Source organism: Oceanobacillus sp. NCCP-135, assembly GCF_059698015.1.
Genome location: NZ_BAAKSZ010000019.1, coordinates 1 through 18,040, shown reverse-complemented (window position 1 = coordinate 18,040; position 18,040 = coordinate 1). Strand labels below are relative to the sequence as shown.

Genomic DNA, 18,040 nt, shown 5'->3' with positions numbered 1-18,040 from the left:
AACTTACGTCTTTCTGTTCTCTTACAGAAAGGCGTTTTTTGATGGTTTTTGGGTATACTGAAAATTGCGGGATCCGTGTAAGGAGGAAATAGCCAATGATTTCGATCGAGGGTTTAAGTAAAATTTTTAAAGCAAATAAGAATGACATTACAGCGGTTGATGGTATGACACTTGATATAAAAGATGGTGAAATATTTGGTGTTATTGGCTATAGTGGTGCAGGTAAGAGTACGTTCGTTCGTTTGTTGAATCGATTGGAAGAGCCTACAGGTGGGCGTATTATTATCGATGATCAAGAAATCACAGCATTAAATTCCAAACAGCTTCGTATGGCAAGACAGGAGATTGGGATGATTTTTCAGCATTTTAATTTACTTTGGTCACGAACAGTAAAGGAAAATATAGCATTCCCTTTGGAAATAGCAGGTATATCTAAGGGTGAACGAGTTAAGCGTGTCCATGAATTAATTGAATTAGTTGGGTTATCTGGTAGAGAAAATGCGTATCCATCCCAGTTGAGTGGCGGACAGAAGCAAAGGGTGGGTATTGCTAGATCTCTGGCAAATAATCCCAAATTACTACTTTGTGATGAAGCAACGTCCGCATTGGATCCGGAAACAACTAATTCCATCCTTGATTTGCTCGTGGATATCAATCAGAAATTGGGACTTACGATTATCCTGATTACCCATGAAATGCATGTTATTCGTAAAATATGTAATCAGGTTGCGGTTATGGAAGAAGGGAAGATAGTCGAGCAAGGGGATGTGCTGGATGTATTTTTACGTCCCAAAAAGCAGGTGACAAAAAAATTCGTGGAACAAATTATGGGAACAAATGAAGATGATAGTGTGGCACAATTGATTGATACGTACGAAGAAGGTAAAATTGTTCAACTTCATTTTGTTGGTGAAATGACCAACCAGGCACTAATTAGTCAACTAGCAAAAAGATTTGCGATTGATATTAATATACTACAAGGGAAAATCACTCAAACGCAACGAGGAGCATATGGAACATTGTATGTACAGTTAACAGGAAATTATGAGGAGATTGAAAAAGCAGTGAAGTCTATCCATGATGAGACCTCAGTAGAAGTGGAGGTTATCCGTGATGCTACCTGATTTATTTGCAAGTATAGATTCACAGGATTTAATAGAAGCTACATATGAAACGTTTTATATGACGATACTAGCTTTAATTGGTACATGTGTTTTTGGGATACTGCTCGGACTGCTTTTATATTTAACGATGAAGAATGGTATTTGGCAAAATAAATATATTAACTTGATTGTAGCGGCAGTTGTAAACATTTTCCGTGCTATTCCGTTTATTATTTTAATTTTATTATTATTTCCGTTTACTGATTTTTTAATTGGAACAATTCGAGGCCCAAATGCAGCACTGCCAGCATTGATAATTGGTTCTGCACCCTTTTATGGTCGACTTGTTGAAATTGCTTTAAAAGAAGTGGACAAAGGTGTTGTGGAAGCGGCGAAGTCAATGGGGGCAAAAACAAGGACAATTATATTCCGTGTTTTACTGCCGGAATCGATGCCAGCCCTTGTTTCTGGTTTAACAGTTACAGCCATTGCTTTAATAGGTTATACAGCCATGGCAGGTATAATAGGTGCGGGCGGTCTTGGAAACTATGCATATTACTTCGGTTTTCAACGACGTGACTGGGATGTACTGCTGATATGTACAATTGTCATTGTTATTATTGTATTTATTTTTCAATTTATTGGGGATTTTATCACGAATAAGTTGGATAAAAGATAGGAAATTAGTAGAAAGTTAATTTTACACTGATAGGAAGTATAACTTTTTTAGGAAATCAGTATAAGTGCATAAGTAATACTTCGAAGCAAATTCTGGTCACAGACGAAAACATTTTCGTTGAACTAAGGATTTCGCCATGAAGGCTTGGCGATAAGCCAAGTTTTCTAAAATATAATTAGAAAATAGAAGGAGAGAATACATCATGAAGAAGTTTTTAGTCTTTTTATCCGTATTATTCGTTTTAGTTTTGGCAGCATGTGGTGGAGGAGGTTCTGAGGAAGATACTTCCAATGAGAACACTTCAGGGGATAGTAATACAGATACCGAAGAAAATGTGGAACTTATTGTTGGAGCATCCAGTGTTCCCCATTCGGAAATTTTGGAAGAAGCTAAACCACTATTAGAAGAAGAAGGTATTACATTAACGATTGAAGAATATCAGGATTATGTTTTTCCAAATGATGACTTGGCAAGCGGTGATTTGGATGCCAACTACTTCCAACACATTCCATTTTTAAAACAAACAATTGGCGATACAGGATATGAATTGGAAAATATCGGTGGCGTTCATGTAGAACCAATGGGAGTATATTCTAAAGGAATTGAAAGTGTTGATGATATCGAGAAAGGAACAGAAGTGATTTTAAGTAATTCAATACCAGATCATGGGCGTATCTTGGCATTATTTGAATCAGAGGGATTAATTACATTGGATGAAAGTGTAGAGAAATCAGAAGCTACCATTGATGATATTGTTGAAAATCCAAAAAATCTGATATTTTCACCAGATTATACTCCGGAAATTTTACCGGAATTATATCATTCAGAAGAGAATACACTTGTTGTCATCAATACAAACTTTGCTATTGGTGCTGAGTTGAATCCTTTGGAAGATGCGTTATTTATCGAAGGTGAAGATTCCGAGTATGTAAACATTGTTGCTGTTCGGGCGGAAGATAAAGATAATGAAGCATTGAATACATTAGTAGATGTTCTTCAATCTGATGAAATTCAGGATTTCATTATTGAAAATTATGAAGGTGCGATTGTTCCGGTTGGTGGAAGTAATTAATTTTTGCAAAAATGGAGCATTTATTAGTATATGTCAGCAATAAGCTAAATGTTAATGAACGAATAGAGCTATATCAATTTCAGTCATCCACATCCGGATTAATTCACGATTAAACGTTTATAGCCACTTTGTGTTGGGAATTGTCCTTATGTTAATCTTATACTTGTATTCAAATTGAAAGGATGATTCACTATCAATAGTGGAATAACGATGAATTACACTCCAGAGATGGAGAAGGGAATGCAACAAACGCATAAGATTTGTTATGCGGAGTATGAAAGAAAACTAGATAAACGGCTTGCTGTTGAAAAGAAGCGACAACAAGAATATGAACAATGTAAACATTTAATTGCTGAAATTGATAGTCACATTCAAAGAGGATAAATATAACACTGGTACTGATGCTCGATTAAGGGGCATCAGTATTTTTATGATGGTTATAGATGCACGGCTTTAATGAAATATCACATTTTTTAGTTATGTTGCTTTTAAATTGTTGAAATGGATTCATAGCGCATTTTTTTGTAGTAAAAACACTGATTCTGTTCCCATGGATGATAAACCCTAGTTCCAACTTTTAGAAACCAATTTAATGAAAAAATCCACTTTTACCTTAAATTATGTAAACCATATATAATATAGAAGAAACACAGTTATTTTATACTAAATTACATAATATTCTATACAGCGGATAAGCAACCTAAAAAAGTTGATATTAAATTCGAAATGCTTTAAGATTGTAATGAGAATAGATTGAGAATGAATGTTTCATTCATTTGACATAATATAAATTAGTATTTGGAGGTATCGAAATGGCAGGATCAGTACTAGAAATTAAGAATCTTCATGTTTCCATTGAAGACGAAGAGATATTAAAAGGTGTAGACCTTACAATAAAGGGTGGAGAGTTTCATGCGGTAATGGGACCAAATGGGACTGGTAAATCAACACTTGCATCAGCCATCATGGGACATCCTAAATTTGAAATTACAGAAGGCAGCATTCATTTAGATGGTGAAGATGTGCTTGAAATGGAAGTTGACGAACGTGCACGTGCAGGTCTGTTTCTTGGAATGCAGTACCCTAGTGAAGTCAGTGGGGTAACGACATCTGATTTCTTGCGTTCTTCGATAAATGCACGACGTAAAGAAGGCGATGAAATCCCATTGATGAAGTTTATTAAAGAAATGGATTCCGTCATGGATTACCTTGAAATTGATAAAAACATGGCACAACGTTACTTAAATGAAGGATTCTCGGGTGGAGAGAAGAAACGTAATGAAATTCTGCAATTAATGCTTTTGAAACCAGAAATCGCAATTTTGGATGAAATTGATTCCGGGTTAGATATTGATGCATTAAAAGTTGTTTCTAAAGGAATTAATAAATTACGTAATGAAAACTTCGGTTGCTTAATAATTACGCACTATCAACGTTTATTAAACTATATTACACCTGATTTTGTACACGTTATGATGCAAGGACGTGTTGTGAAAACAGGTGGTCCAGAATTAGCACAGCGCTTAGAAGCTGAAGGCTATGAATGGATTAAAGAAGAATTAGGTATTGAAGACGAAACTGTAGGTCAAGCGTAAAAGTTAGGAGGGGTAATATGGCTGTTGAAACAAAGCTTCCATACGATAAGGATTATATAACGCAATTTTCACATGATAAAAATGAACCAGAATGGATGCAGGACTTACGCCTTCAAGCTTTAGAACAAGCTGAGGTACTTGAATTGCCTAAGCCTGATAAAACAAAAATAGGTAAATGGAATTTCAGTCGATTCCAGCATGTTGCCAAGGGCGAGACTGTTTCTGTTTCATCAATAAATGAAGTACCAAGTGAAATTGAAGATTTTCTTGATAAAGAAAATGTACCTGAAAACTTACTTATTCAACGTAATCATTCTGTTGCATATGCAGCACTAAGTAATGACCTTAAAGAAAAAGGGGTTATTTTCACAGATATTTTCACTGCACTAAAAGAGCATGAAGATTTAGTGAAAAGATATTATATGAAAGATGCGGTATCAGTAGATGAGCATCGTTTAACAGCACTTCATGCGGCTTTAATGAATGGTGGGATTTTTGTATATGTTCCAAAAAATATTCAAGTAGAGGTTCCATTACAAGTAATATTCTGGCAGGAAGATCCAGAAGCTGCACTATTTAACCACGTATTGGTTGTAGCAGATGAGAATAGTTCATTAACTTATGTGGAGAATTATATTTCAAATAACGTGGATCAGGTAACGGTTGCAAATATTGTAACAGAAGTGATTGCACAAAATAATGCTCAGATTTCCTTTGGTGCAGTAGATAACTTCGCTGCAGGAACAACCGTATACAATAACCGTAGAGGTGTAGCATATCGTGATGCAACAATTGATTGGGCTTTAGGTCAAATGAATGATGGCAATACGGTTTCTGAAAATATTACACATTTAGTTGGTGATAATTCAGTATCAAATGCAAAAACAGTATCAGTAGGTCGGGGGAAACAAACGCAAAACTTTACTGCAAAAATCGTGCATTTTGGTAAAAATTCAGCAGGTCATATTTTGCAGCATGGTGTAATGAAGGATAGTGCTTCATCCATATTCAATGGAATTGGGAAAATTGAACATGGTGCGTCCAAATCAAATGCAGAGCAAGAGTCTCGCGTACTGATGCTAAGTGAAAAGGCACGTGGAGATGCGAACCCAATCCTTCTAATTGATGAAGATGACGTAACAGCAGGACATGCTGCATCAGTAGGACGTGTTGACCCACTTCAATTGTATTATTTAATGAGTCGAGGTATTTCACAGCACGAAGCAGAGCGTTTAATTATCCATGGTTTCCTTGCCCCAGTTGTAAACCAGCTGCCAATTACTTCTGTTAAAGAACAATTAACTCAAGTTATTGAAAGGAAGGTATACTAATGGATGTCAATGCCATCCGGCAGCAGTTTCCAATATTAGATCAGGAAGTCAATGGCTACCCTTTAGTATATTTAGATTCATCAGCAACTTCACAAAAGCCTAGATCTGTAATTGAAGCTGTTGATACCTACTACCGACAGAATAATTCCAACGTACATCGTGGAGTGCATACACTAGGCACAAGAGCAACCGAAAAATATGAAGGTTCACGGGAAAAGGTTCGGCGTTTCATCCATGCTGATAGCGCAGCTGAAGTGATCTTTACACGTGGAACGACAACAGCGATCAATACGGTAGCCTATAGCTATGCACGTGCTAATATGCAGGCTGGGGATGAAATTGTGATTACGCCAATGGAGCATCACAGTAATATTATCCCTTGGCAGCAGGCAGCTAAAGCCACCGGTGCAACGTTAAAATATATACCACTACAGCAAGACGGCACAATCACACTGGAGGATGCACAAAAAACAATTACTGGCAATACAAAGGTAGTTGCGATTACGCATGTATCCAATGTGCTTGGAACGATAAACCCTGTAAAGGAAATAGCAAAAATCGCCCATGAAAATGGTGCCGTTATTGTTGTTGATGGTGCACAAGGTGCTCCGCATTTAAAGATTGATGTTGTTGATCTGAACTGTGACTTCTATGCATTTTCAGGGCATAAAATGTGTGCTCCAACTGGAATAGGGGTTTTATATGGTAAAAGGAAATTGTTGGAGGAAATGGAACCGGTTGAATTTGGTGGAGAAATGATTGATTTCGTAAATTTATATGATTCAACTTGGAAAGAACTGCCATGGAAATTTGAAGCAGGAACGCCAATAATCGCTGGAGCAATCGGGTTGGGGGCAGCAATTGATTTCTTAAATGAAGTTGGCATGGATGAAATTACTGCACATGAAAAAAAATTAGCAGTCTATGCTTTAAAGCAATTAAGGACGATTGATGGCATAAAGCTATTTGGACCTGAAGAACGTGCGGCATTGGTTACATTTAACCTGGATGATGTTCATCCACATGACACTGCTACAGCCCTTGATGCTAATGGTATTGCGGTTAGAGCTGGACATCATTGTGCACAGCCATTAATGAAATGGTTAGAGGTTACTGCTACAGCCCGTGCAAGTTTTTATTTATACAACACGGAAGATGATATTGATCGTTTGGTTGAAGGACTTTTGAAAACAAAGGAGTATTTTGGTGATGTCTTTTAATAACCTAGATACACTATACCGACAAGTGATAATGGATCATTATAAAAACCCGCGTAATAAAGGGGTTCTTGATGGAGATACATTAACTGTTGATATGAACAACCCAACATGTGGGGATCGAATACAATTACAGTTAAAAGTGGAAAATGACATGGTTAAAGAAGTGAAGTTCAATGGAGAGGGCTGTTCCATCAGTCTATCCTCAGCATCGATGATGACCCAGGCAATTAAAGGGAAAAAACTTGACGAAGCATTAAACATGTCACAATTATTCTCGGATATGATGATTGGTAAAGAAGTTGACATGGAAGCATTTGATCTGGAAGACATTGAAGCATTGCAAGGGGTATCTAAATTTCCAGCACGTATTAAATGTGCAACTCTTGCATGGAAAGCGATGGAAAAAGGTGTTCAAGAAGAATAAATAGCCAGATAATCCTGAGTACTGAGTGACGACACTGTACGAATATCTATTAGGAGGTATGAATAATGGCGAAAAATATACCTGAAATGGAAGGGTATCAATATGGGTTCCATGATAAAGATGTTTCGGTTTTCAGAACGGAAAGAGGCTTAACAAAGAAAGTTGTTGAGGAAATTTCACGCATGAAAGAAGAACCGGAGTGGATGCTAAATCAACGCTTAAAAGCATTGGATGTTTTTTATAGCAAGCCAATGCCGCAATGGGGTGGGGATCTATCTGAATTGGATTTTGATGAGATCGTATATTATGTGAAACCTTCTGAAAAGCAAGGTAGAACATGGGATGAAGTTCCTGCAGAAATTAAAGAGACGTTTGATAAATTGGGGATCCCAGAAGCTGAACAAAAATATTTAGCTGGTGTATCTGCACAGTATGAATCGGAGGTAGTTTACCAAAGCTTGGAAAAAGAATTAGAAGAGCAAGGTATTATCTTTAAAGATACCGATTCAGCACTTAAGGAACATGAAGAGCTTTTCAAAGAATACTTTGGTAAAGTAATTCCTGCATCAGATAATAAATTTTCTGCCCTAAATACTGCAGTTTGGTCAGGTGGATCATTCATCTATGTACCAAAAGGGGTACAAACAACATCCCCGCTACAAGCATATTTCCGAATTAACTCGGAAAACATGGGGCAATTTGAAAGAACACTAATTATTGTTGATGAAGGAGCTTCTGTACATTACGTAGAAGGCTGTACAGCTCCTGTATTTACAACAAATTCCCTGCACAGTGCTGTAGTAGAGATTTTTGTTAAAAAGGATGCCTATTGCCGCTACACAACAATTCAAAACTGGGCTAATAATGTATATAACCTGGTAACAAAACGTGCCACAGTTAATGCCAATGGTACAATGGAATGGATTGATGGTAACATGGGCTCTAAGCTTACAATGAAATATCCATCTGTTTTATTAAGAGGTGAAGGTGCACGCGGGATGACACTGTCTATTGCATTAGCTGGAAAAGGACAACATCAGGATGCTGGAGCTAAAATGCATCATTTAGCACCAAATACATCTTCATCTATCGTTTCGAAGTCAATCTCCAAACAGGGTGGTAAAGTATCGTACCGCGGAATTGTTCACTTCGGACGTAAAGCTGATAATGCCCGTTCAAATATTGAATGTGATACGCTAATCATGGATAGTGAATCAACATCGGATACGATTCCATATAATGAAATATATAATGATAATATTTCATTGGAACACGAAGCAAAAGTATCTAAAGTTTCTGAGGAACAGCTATTTTATTTAATGAGTAGAGGACTTTCAGAACAAGATGCTACAGATATGATTGTAATGGGCTTTATTGAACCATTTACAAAAGAGCTTCCAATGGAATATGCTGTAGAGATGAATCGTTTGATTAAGCATGAGATGGAAGGTTCGATTGGATAAAATTTTCAAAACCCTTGTCGCAATAGTGTTTGTGGCGGGGGATTTTTTTTGGTACAACAGCTTGTGTGCCTAACTTGTACCTATATAGTGAAACTTTACCATTATTTTCATTTCCTTTTGCTTTCTATTTCACGTTAATTTTAACTCCAGATTAAGTTCCACGCTATACGTGAGAGAATCAAATTGGAAGTGCCTTTACGTATGTCATTTATTCTAGGCAGTGTAAGTCATAAAGTTGTAATACATGTAGATTGTCCAGTTCTTATGGTGAAATAGATAAAAGCTATTGGTGATAAAAAAAGAAAAACCTTGCGTTCGGTATGATCGAATGCAAGGCTTTTCTTTTTATGTTCTCGTCTAGGAAATTATAAAATTTGTGGGTTGTGGATAACTAAAAAAAGAGTCAGCCACGTCCGTCTCCAGCGCTAAAGTCATAGCAGACTTCCTTCACCTCCGTACGATAAAAAAGACTTGCCGATTGGGAACCAGAGGCTTAGTCGCACTTATACCCTTGTGGTGAAAGTCAATATCGGCTTCCTCCGGTCGCCTGAGCTTCCTTTATCTCCTGCGGCTCAGTCCAGTCCGTACGTCGCTAAACGAGCGCGCCTTGCGCCTTTGTTCTATCCTATACAGTGTGGTGCTTATTAGAGTATTCCTTCTTTCTTCTTGAAAAAAGAAACAGTTAAAACTAATAACCTTGCTCGTAGCTGTTCACATCAAACAAATCAATTAATCCAACAGTAGGATTTTTATCTTGAAACCATCGCAAAGCAAAATCATTCTTAAATAAAACTAAATAATTTCCTTCCCTATCCTTAACGAGTAAATTTCGGTCATCAAAGAGTTTCTTATCTATTTGGTCTGTTTTCAACCACCGAGGAATTCTTTCCCCAATAGATTCCAACATTACTTCTATATTGTATTCATTTAACATTCTATACTTAAATACTTCATATTGAAGTTCACCTACTGCTCCTAATATATTGGCATCAGTTTGATATCCTTTATATAGCTGAATCGCACCTTCTTGTACAAGTTGGTCAATTCCTTTTTTGAACTGTTTCGATTTCATAACGTTTTTTGCTGTTACCTTTTTAAATAGTTCTGGAGGGAATTGTGGTAACTCGTCATATTCAAAATGCCTTTTTCCTTCAAGTAATGTGTCCCCAATGCGATAGATATTTGGATCATAAATTCCAATAATATCCCCGGCATAACCTTCTTCAATAGTATCTCTCGATGAAGCAACGAATTGCTGCGATTGAGAAAGATTAATAATCTTATTTGTCCTTGCTAACTTTACATTCATCCCTCGCTTGAACGTACCTGAGCATATGCGTAAAAATGCTACTCTATCACGATGAAATGGATTCATGTTAGCTTGTATTTTAAAAATAAACCCGGAAAAGTCTGGATTATCTGGGTGAATCGCACCTTCTGTTGACTTTCTTGGAGCAGGTTCTGGTGCCATGGAAATAAACGAATCAAAAAATGTTTGTACCCCAAAAGGTGCTAGAGCACTTCCAAAAAATACGGGCGTTTGTTGACCAGATAAAATTGCCTCAAGTGAAAACTGATCTCCGGCTTCTTCTACTAAGAAAAGTTCATCTTTAGCTGCTTGAAAAGTTGCATTGGACACTAACTCTTTATGTTCAGGCTTTTCCAAATCCTCATATCGAATATAAGATTCGTCCTCATTTCCGTTGTATTGAATAAATTGTCTTTCATGCCGGTTAAAAATTCCAAGGAATCGCTTGCCCATACCTGCTGGCCAATTCATTGGATATGTCTCTATATCTAAAACTTCTTCAATTTCTTCTAATAATTCGAGAGGTTCTTTTCCTTCACGGTCTAATTTATTGATAAACGTAAAAATTGGAATACCTCGCATGCGGCAAACTTTAAATAATTTAATCGTTTGTGCCTCAATCCCTTTAGTCCCATCGATGATCATGACAACACTATCTACCGCTGTTAATGTCCGGTACGTATCCTCGCTAAAGTCTTCATGTCCCGGAGTATCTAAAATATTTACATGGTACCCATTGTATGGAAAATTCATCACACTTGATGTAACGGAGATGCCACGTTGTTTTTCTATCTCCATCCAGTCAGATGTAGCAAATTTACCGGATTTTTTACCTTTTACTGTGCCGGCTGAACGAATTAGATTTCCGAACAACAGTAATCTTTCTGTTAGTGTCGTTTTACCAGCATCGGGGTGTGATATGATTGCAAACGTTCTTCGTTTTTTAATTTCATTTTGAAAACTCATAAATAATCCCTTTCTTTTTGTATATAGTTCCTTTTTTTGTCTCGTTAGGAGGGACTTTATATATTACATTGGAATAATTCTCCTTCATTTTTTAGTGCTGGGACGCCATCTGTGATTTTTCTTTTCCGTTCTAATCGATGTCGTCGATCTCGAAGTAGTGTAACGAAAATTCATCATAAACTGAAAGATATACTCCATAATTATCATTACAACTATTCCTTATCCATTTTACATTAATTATAACATAATTAAACTAGATATATTTATACAGTGGAAATAATTTTGGCGTTTATTCTAGTTTAAATAATGGCATTTAATATTAAAAATCTGAATCGTATATCCCGAATTCACAAGTTAGTTTCTTTGCTTAAATTATAAATAGTGGTATATTCTTCATGTAAGTTTATTTGACTCCATTAATTTTGATGAGAACTCCTCATACTATTTTCCCAATATTTATGTTGCTAAATACTTAAATAAATTTCAACTAGGTGGGTGCGTTTTTTTGGTTAGATTTAAATTTTTTCAGAAGTTTTATTACGGCTGGTTTATCGTTTTTATTGCGGGGTTAGGGGTCTTCTTTTCTGGACCTGGGCAAACATACTCTAATTCAGCATTTATTGATGAGTACATAAGAGATTTTGGTTGGTCTCGCTCTGAAGTGTCAGGATTATATTCTGTAGCTACTTTAGTAGCAGGATTGACCATGATATTTATTGGGCGGTTTATAGACAGGTTTGGTCAGCGAGCGATGATGGTTACAGTTGGTTCCGTTTTCGCTATAGCGTGTTTTTTTAATAGTATTGTATCTAGCATGTGGATGTTTGCCATTGGTTTCTTTTTGATCCGTTTATTAGGACAGGGAAGTATGTCACTTATTCCAAATACATTAATAGCGCAGTGGTTCATTAAGAGAAGAGGCTTTGCATTTAGTATTATGACATTAGGCAGTTTTGCTAGTGCGATGGTTTTTCCTATTGTTAATACATGGTTAATTGATACATGGGATTGGCAGTTTGCGTGGAGATTCTGGGGCGTTCTGTTATTAGTAGTTTTTGTACCGTTTGCTCTTTTTGGTGTGCGAAACAAACCAGAAGAAATGGGACTGGAACCAGATGGATTTATGGAAGGAAAGCGTAAGACGGTAAAGCCGATTATGGGAACTCCGATTAAAGAATCTGAACAAGACTGGACGTTGAAAGAGGCAATGAATACAAAAGCATTCTGGGCGATTTTAATTTGTGTTGGAATTCCCGCAGCGATCAATACAGGGATTATATTTCATATTACCTCTATTTTCGGAACAAATAATCTCTCACCAGAGATGGCAGCAATGGTATTAAGCTTGATGGCTGTTGTTGGAATTCCGATGTCTTTTGTTTCTGGTTATATAACTGAAAAAGTAAAAACCAATTATTTATTATTAGCAATTTTCGTGATTGAAATCATTTTATTGTTAATTTTATTGGTAACGACCAATTTTATAATGGCTATTCTGTTTGGAGCATTATGGGGAGTAGCAAATGGTTTTGAACGAATTGGGCTTAACGTTATTTGGCCCAATTATTTTGGACGGAAATATATTGGAAGCATAAATGGGGTGGGTACAACTATGGGAGTACTAGGGTCAGCTTTTGGACCACTACCTTTTGGGGTAGGATTTGATATTTTTCAAAACTATACACCTGTACTATTAGTTACATTGATTTTTCCGATCATCGGAATATTCTGTGCATTAATTGCAAAAAAACCTGATAAAGCTCAGTTGTCTATATAAAAAAGAACCCATGGGTAATTCAAAAAATACCTTTGGGTTCTTTATATTTAGTAGATTTTTTCCTGTTTTTTTAGCTCTTCATTTTACGGTGATTTATTCAGCTATGCCGATTGAATAAAAAATGAGCTACTTCTTTATTCATAGAGACAGCTCATTTTTATTAAGGAATATACATATTATCGATTAAACACGTTCTAAAAAATCAACGAGCATTGCAGTCTCACTATCTAAATGAAAGACAGAAGGGTGTTTTCCGATTAGATTTAAACTGTGCATTGCTCTGGTTATAGCTACATATAATAACTTTATATCCAATTCACTTTTTTCAAAGATCTCATCAAATGAAACTACTATAACAGAATCAAACTCAAGTCCTTTTGATAAATAAGCTGGTACAATTATAATGTTACTATCTAAATTATCATTCTCTTGGAGAAGCTGAACATTCATTTCTGGATATTTCCTTAATTCCTTGTTAATCCACTGACACTCAACTTCAGTTTTTCCAATGATAGCAATGGAAGAATAGTTTAATTCACTTATTAATCTTAGTAGCTCATCAATCGTATCTTGTTTTGAATTCACGATAGATAATGTAGGTGTATCACCGTGTCTAACAACTGGTTCAGCTGCTGGTGGGTTATTTTTAAGTTTCTTCAATAATTTGTTTGCTAAATCCATAATCTCAATGGTTGTTCTATAGCTCTTTTGGAGTGTCAAATAGTTTGCTTTTGGAAGAGCGTGTTTAATGATAGTATCCCAATTATTAGTTCCACGAAAGGAATGGATTCCTTGGGATAAGTCTCCCAAAATAGTAAGCAAATTAGTACCAGCAGCCTTTCGTAAGGCCCTGATTTGAAAAAGACTATAATCTTGTCCCTCATCTATTACAATATTTTTCATCTTTAAATCAGCTGGAATACCAAATAGGTATGTTTGCAGAAAAAGCAATGGTGCTAAATCTTCTATTTCAAGCAAATTTTTATTTAGTAACGTTTCAGTGTTAGAAGTGATTAGGTCTATTTGTTCGCTCGTTAGATCTGTTTCTGCATACTTCTTCAGTAAATTTGGATTTGATATTAATTCCTTGTAATAATCGATTGTTTTTTTATTTGGGAAATGCTTCATATAATCTGTAATAATACGTTTTGTATGACTTTTGATCTCTGCTACACTTTTTTCTTTATTATCGATAAGTGTTACCATTTTCTGTCTTCGTTCTTCAGGTTCTTTATAATGGGAGAGAATGCGATCATACTTTTCTTCAAAATTATTCTCAATTGCCTCAACGATTTTCTTTTTTCTATTGTGAAAGTTTGCTTTTAACAGGTCGTTGATTTTTTCTTTTCTTTTGATAAAAGGTAGGTAGCGATAATCTTTGATGAATAAGGTTTTTAATTTTTTCTTGCTATATAAACGGTATTTTCCAATGAATACATCCTGTTCTGGTACATAATTATTTCGAATATCCTTTAGATACCGTTTTAAGATTGTTTCAAAAAGCAGTGATCCTTTAAACTCAGAAACCCACATAATGTTATCCTTATTCTTGGTTGCAGGATCAATTAATCGTTTCAGCTTTTCGTTTGAGTCAGTCAATTTTAACTTTTTCCCTAAACATGCACTTACATAATCGGTGAATGTTGTTTGCTTGATTTTTTCCACACCTAATTCTGGTAAAGCCTCAGCAATAAAATTAATAAACATCTTATTCGGTGCTAGAATCATCATTTGATCAGGTGACACTTTATCGGCAAACGTATAGATGAAGTACGATAATCTATGTAATGCTATCGTCGTTTTTCCACTTCCAGCTACACCTTGTACAATCATTGGTTTTTGCAGTTCAGCACGAATGACTTTATTTTGTTCCTCTTGAATGGTGGCGACGATATCGTTTAGACGCTTATCTGCTTTCTCAGAGAGTGATTTTTGTAAGAGCTCGTCTCGTGTAGTGATATCAATGTCCCTTATTTCTTGTAGATCGCCTTCTTCAATGATGTATTGGCGTTTTAGTTCTAATTTTCCTTTTTGTTCACCATCCTCAGCATGATAGGAAACTTCGCCTAATCTTCCTTCATAATAAATGTTAGCGATTGGAGATCTCCAATCGACAATAATTGGTTCCTGATTATCCTTACGATAAAGGGAAACCTTTCCAATGTAATATTTATCAGTGTTTGTAGAACCTTCGCGGATAAAATCTACTCTGCCAAAGTAGGGTTTGTCTTTTATTTTCGCTACGTTTGTAATATCACCTTGAATCATATCTAAAAGACGTGCATTTGTTAGAATGTTTATATAGCTTAAACTACTATCCAGATAATCTAAATTTACAAAAGCATCTTTAATATTATCACGATAATTGCCTTGTGCTGACTCAGCAACTTCTAAAATAGACTGGATATGATTCTTTGTAAATTCTAACCGGTCCTTTTCATTTTGATAGTCGTAATGGTGTTGTACAGAATTCAATCATTATTCTCCTTTCTTTTTTTCGACAGTTCCAGTACCCTTTTTTCCCTATGAATAATTAAATGTGGGAAGTGTTTTTCATTTTATCCAAATCCTTTGTTTCTCTATCTTCTTTATATAGGTGTTTATATTTTTCCTAATCATTTTTAGACAACCCATCAAAAAAGCCTTCCATGAAAGATACTCCTATATATAAATTTCTCCATGGATTATAAAATCCAACCATAACTATTATAATATACTATAATCGAGTAAAATCTTCACATAATGAATATAATTAGTTATACTAACTTTGTACGACAATTTTAATTAAGCGGTGAAACAGATGCTAACAGATACTGGAGAAAGAGTTATACCCGAAAAAATGAAAATCACGAATGAGTTGTTACTAGAGCATATTGCAAGATATCACTTCGCTTCCCACTATGTACATGGACGTGTTCTTGACTTTGCTAGTGGTGTTGGTTATGGAAGCCATATTATAGCAAAAAAATGTAAGCAGAAGGTAAATGAAGTTATTGGCGTGGACATCGATCAAAAGGCGGTGGAATATGCTCGTCGTACATACTATCATCCTCTTACAACGTACCTTAATGAAGATGTAACAGATGCACAATTACCTGATAAATTAGGTCAATTTGATTCCATTCTTAGTTTTGAAACAATTGAACATGTGCAAGAAGAAACACAATTTCTATCCAATATTTATCATTTGTTAAAACCAGAAGGAACATTAATCCTATCTACACCTTTTGGAAAAGGCAGGGGAAAACCTTGTGGGTCGCCTTTTCATGTTCACCAATTAACAACGGATGAATTTCAAAATTTATTTCCGGAATACTCAACGACTACTTTTTATTTTCAAAAAGGCGCATTAATTGTACCAGCATCTTATGATACTGATGAATATTATCCACTCGGGATAGTAATTTGTCAAAAGTGAATAGATATGATGAGTAATTAGAAAGAATTTCTGTGTTCCTTTGCATCAATTTAATTCCCTATTATATTGAAAAAATAATGCGAGAACACTTGTTTGTTTTTGGATTATCTGGTATGATAGTCCTAGGTATACACCTCGAAAACTCTTCATTTATCACAAAGGATGTGCTGATATGACTCCAGCCAAATTAGTTAAAGAAAAACCTGCAATTTATTCTGCATTTAACGTTGTAAGAGAGGATCCCACAGATTATAATAAGCATAAGCGCAAACAGTCGAAAAGAGAGGATAAGAGATTTAAACTGCTGAAAAATGTACCGTTAGAAAAGTTAATGGATTTAAAAATTGATTATGCTTTCAAACAGTTTTTTGGCAATGAAAAGAATAAAGCGATAACCGTTGTATTCTTGAATGCAATTTTGCAAAAGACGGGTCGAAATCGAATCAAGGATATCTCCTTTGAAAATACGGATTCTGGTGGCGAATATGAAGATGATAAACAGTCAAGACTGGATCTATTAGTGTTAACGGATGCGGATGAATGGATCAATATCGAAATTCAGTTCACTAATAAATACGATATGATTAAACGCTCCATCTATTACTGGGCAGGTGCATACAGAGACCCTTTTCAAAGAAATATGACATACAGAGAATTGCGACCAGTAATTGCCATTAACATCCTTAATTTTGATCTTTTTCCACAAACAGACCGTTTTCATACCATGTACCACCTCTATGAAGATGAGGAGAAGTTCAAGCTGACCGATGTGATGGAATTCCACTTCATCGAAATGTCCAAGTTAATAATGGATTGGAAAGAAGATAAACTGGATCCGCAGAATGATATTTTAGCCAGATGGCTATTGTTGCTTGGAATGGTTGACAGGAGAAATGGGAAATACTATGAAGAAATTTATCTTGAATTGGAGAGGATTGCTATGAAGGATGAGACAATGCGAAACGCACTCCATAATTTGAAGGAACTTAGCATGACTCACGAACAATATTTGGCATATGAGGCACGTTCAAAACTAATCATGGATGAAGAGGCTGCCCAGCGAGAGGCTGAACTTCAAGCAATGGAAGCTATTCGGAAAGGCAGAAAAGAAGGCAGAAAAGAAGGCAGAAAAGAAGGAGAAATTAAGGGAAGAGAAAAAGAAAAAGAAACAATTGCCCGAAGACTTTTAACAAAAGGCGTTGAAATTGACTTTGTTGCTGAAATCACAGGCTTGACAAAAGAAGAGCTTCTGGAGATTAATGAGAATATGAAAAATTAAATCGTATCAAGTATTAGTATCAACTGCCAGTCCCCATTCAACAGTAATAGGGACTGGCGTTAGTTTTGAGGAGAAAATATGGAATCCAATAAAGCAATATTAGAAGATAATTACATAATATTTGCGTTTCTAAGCAATTATTTGAATCATGTACCTGACTTTATTGATAAAGAAGAAATTGATGGGATCGCTAATTTTGGTGTATCTTATGAATATGCCTTTTCTGTCATCATGGCTGCGGGCCTTTGGACTTGATATTATTGATAATGCTGATGACAAGGACTTGTTCAACAAATATATATTATAACAATCCCTACTACACTAAATATATTTTCTAAGAGCTAATTGCGATGTCTCAAAGTGCAAGTGTCCCAAGGTGTTAAGGACAAGGCTAATTTTATTTT

The 18,040-nt window shown here is 35.7% G+C and carries 16 protein-coding genes; 14 read left to right on the top strand and 2 right to left on the bottom strand.

Translation table 11 applies throughout. The annotated features are described in order from the left end of the window. Window positions 1-95: 95 nt before the first annotated feature. The 10 genes from AC6HVZ_RS13450 to AC6HVZ_RS13405 all read left to right on the top strand — a co-directional run bounded on the left by AC6HVZ_RS13450 (window position 96) and on the right by AC6HVZ_RS13405 (window position 9,163). Window positions 96-1,124 carry a methionine ABC transporter ATP-binding protein gene (locus AC6HVZ_RS13450; RefSeq protein ID WP_497558683.1) on the top strand — a complete coding sequence of 343 codons (1,029 nt, stop codon included), beginning with the start codon at window positions 96-98 and terminating at the stop codon, window positions 1,122-1,124. Then, window positions 1,114-1,782 carry a methionine ABC transporter permease gene (locus AC6HVZ_RS13445; protein WP_497558749.1) on the top strand — a complete coding sequence of 223 codons (669 nt, stop codon included), beginning with the start codon at window positions 1,114-1,116 and terminating at the stop codon, window positions 1,780-1,782. Before AC6HVZ_RS13450 ends, AC6HVZ_RS13445 begins: the two co-directional genes overlap by 11 nt. A gap of 202 nt (window positions 1,783-1,984) precedes the next feature. Further along, a complete protein-coding gene (locus AC6HVZ_RS13440; protein ID WP_497558682.1) occupies window positions 1,985-2,854 on the top strand; it encodes a MetQ/NlpA family ABC transporter substrate-binding protein in 870 nt (289 codons plus the stop codon). Window positions 2,855-3,094: 240 nt separating this feature from the next. Next, window positions 3,095-3,238, top strand: a complete 144-nt coding sequence (locus AC6HVZ_RS13435) for a YuzK family famiily protein (RefSeq protein ID WP_497558681.1) — start codon at window positions 3,095-3,097, stop codon at window positions 3,236-3,238. Window positions 3,239-3,666: 428 nt separating this feature from the next. Next, window positions 3,667-4,449, top strand: a complete 783-nt coding sequence (sufC, locus tag AC6HVZ_RS13430; RefSeq protein ID WP_497558680.1) for a Fe-S cluster assembly ATPase SufC — start codon at window positions 3,667-3,669, stop codon at window positions 4,447-4,449. 17 nt (window positions 4,450-4,466) lie between these two features. Further along, the gene (sufD, locus tag AC6HVZ_RS13425) at window positions 4,467-5,780 is read left to right on the top strand and encodes a Fe-S cluster assembly protein SufD (protein ID WP_497558679.1); all 1,314 of its coding nucleotides are present in this window, start codon (window positions 4,467-4,469) and stop codon (window positions 5,778-5,780) included. After that, window positions 5,780-7,000 carry a cysteine desulfurase gene (locus tag AC6HVZ_RS13420; RefSeq protein WP_497558678.1) on the top strand — a complete coding sequence of 407 codons (1,221 nt, stop codon included), beginning with the start codon at window positions 5,780-5,782 and terminating at the stop codon, window positions 6,998-7,000. Before sufD ends, AC6HVZ_RS13420 begins: the two co-directional genes overlap by 1 nt. Next, entirely contained in the window at window positions 6,990-7,424 is a 435-nt protein-coding gene (gene sufU, locus AC6HVZ_RS13415) for a Fe-S cluster assembly sulfur transfer protein SufU (protein WP_497558677.1), read from the top strand. The genes AC6HVZ_RS13420 and sufU overlap by 11 nt, the downstream gene beginning before the upstream one ends. A 65-nt stretch (window positions 7,425-7,489) precedes the next feature. Continuing rightward, complete coding sequence (gene sufB, locus AC6HVZ_RS13410) at window positions 7,490-8,887, top strand: Fe-S cluster assembly protein SufB (protein ID WP_497558676.1); 1,398 nt, start codon at window positions 7,490-7,492, stop codon at window positions 8,885-8,887. A gap of 201 nt (window positions 8,888-9,088) precedes the next feature. Continuing rightward, the gene (locus AC6HVZ_RS13405; RefSeq protein WP_497558748.1) at window positions 9,089-9,163 is read left to right on the top strand and encodes a universal stress protein; all 75 of its coding nucleotides are present in this window, start codon (window positions 9,089-9,091) and stop codon (window positions 9,161-9,163) included. Window positions 9,164-9,575: 412 nt separating this feature from the next. On the opposite strand, the gene AC6HVZ_RS13400 is transcribed toward AC6HVZ_RS13405, so the two are convergent. Beyond that, window positions 9,576-11,162, bottom strand: a complete 1,587-nt coding sequence (locus AC6HVZ_RS13400) for a peptide chain release factor 3 (protein WP_497558675.1) — start codon at window positions 11,160-11,162, stop codon at window positions 9,576-9,578. A 505-nt stretch (window positions 11,163-11,667) separates the two neighbouring features. Here AC6HVZ_RS13400 and AC6HVZ_RS13395 point away from each other — a divergent pair. Further along, complete coding sequence (locus AC6HVZ_RS13395) at window positions 11,668-12,939, top strand: MFS transporter (RefSeq protein ID WP_497558674.1); 1,272 nt, start codon at window positions 11,668-11,670, stop codon at window positions 12,937-12,939. Window positions 12,940-13,122: 183 nt separating this feature from the next. On the opposite strand, the gene helD is transcribed toward AC6HVZ_RS13395, so the two are convergent. Further along, complete coding sequence (helD, locus tag AC6HVZ_RS13390; RefSeq protein ID WP_497558673.1) at window positions 13,123-15,414, bottom strand: RNA polymerase recycling motor HelD; 2,292 nt, start codon at window positions 15,412-15,414, stop codon at window positions 13,123-13,125. A gap of 325 nt (window positions 15,415-15,739) precedes the next feature. Between helD and AC6HVZ_RS13385 the strand changes: the two genes are divergently transcribed. The 3 genes from AC6HVZ_RS13385 (at window position 15,740) to AC6HVZ_RS13375 (ending at window position 17,891) form a co-directional block, all read left to right on the top strand. Further along, complete coding sequence (locus AC6HVZ_RS13385) at window positions 15,740-16,357, top strand: class I SAM-dependent methyltransferase (protein WP_497558747.1); 618 nt, start codon at window positions 15,740-15,742, stop codon at window positions 16,355-16,357. A gap of 172 nt (window positions 16,358-16,529) precedes the next feature. Continuing rightward, entirely contained in the window at window positions 16,530-17,636 is a 1,107-nt protein-coding gene (locus AC6HVZ_RS13380) for an Rpn family recombination-promoting nuclease/putative transposase (RefSeq protein WP_497558672.1), read from the top strand. Window positions 17,637-17,714: 78 nt separating this feature from the next. Next, a complete protein-coding gene (locus AC6HVZ_RS13375) occupies window positions 17,715-17,891 on the top strand; it encodes a hypothetical protein (RefSeq protein WP_497558671.1) in 177 nt (58 codons plus the stop codon). The last annotated feature ends 149 nt before the right edge of the window (window positions 17,892-18,040 follow it).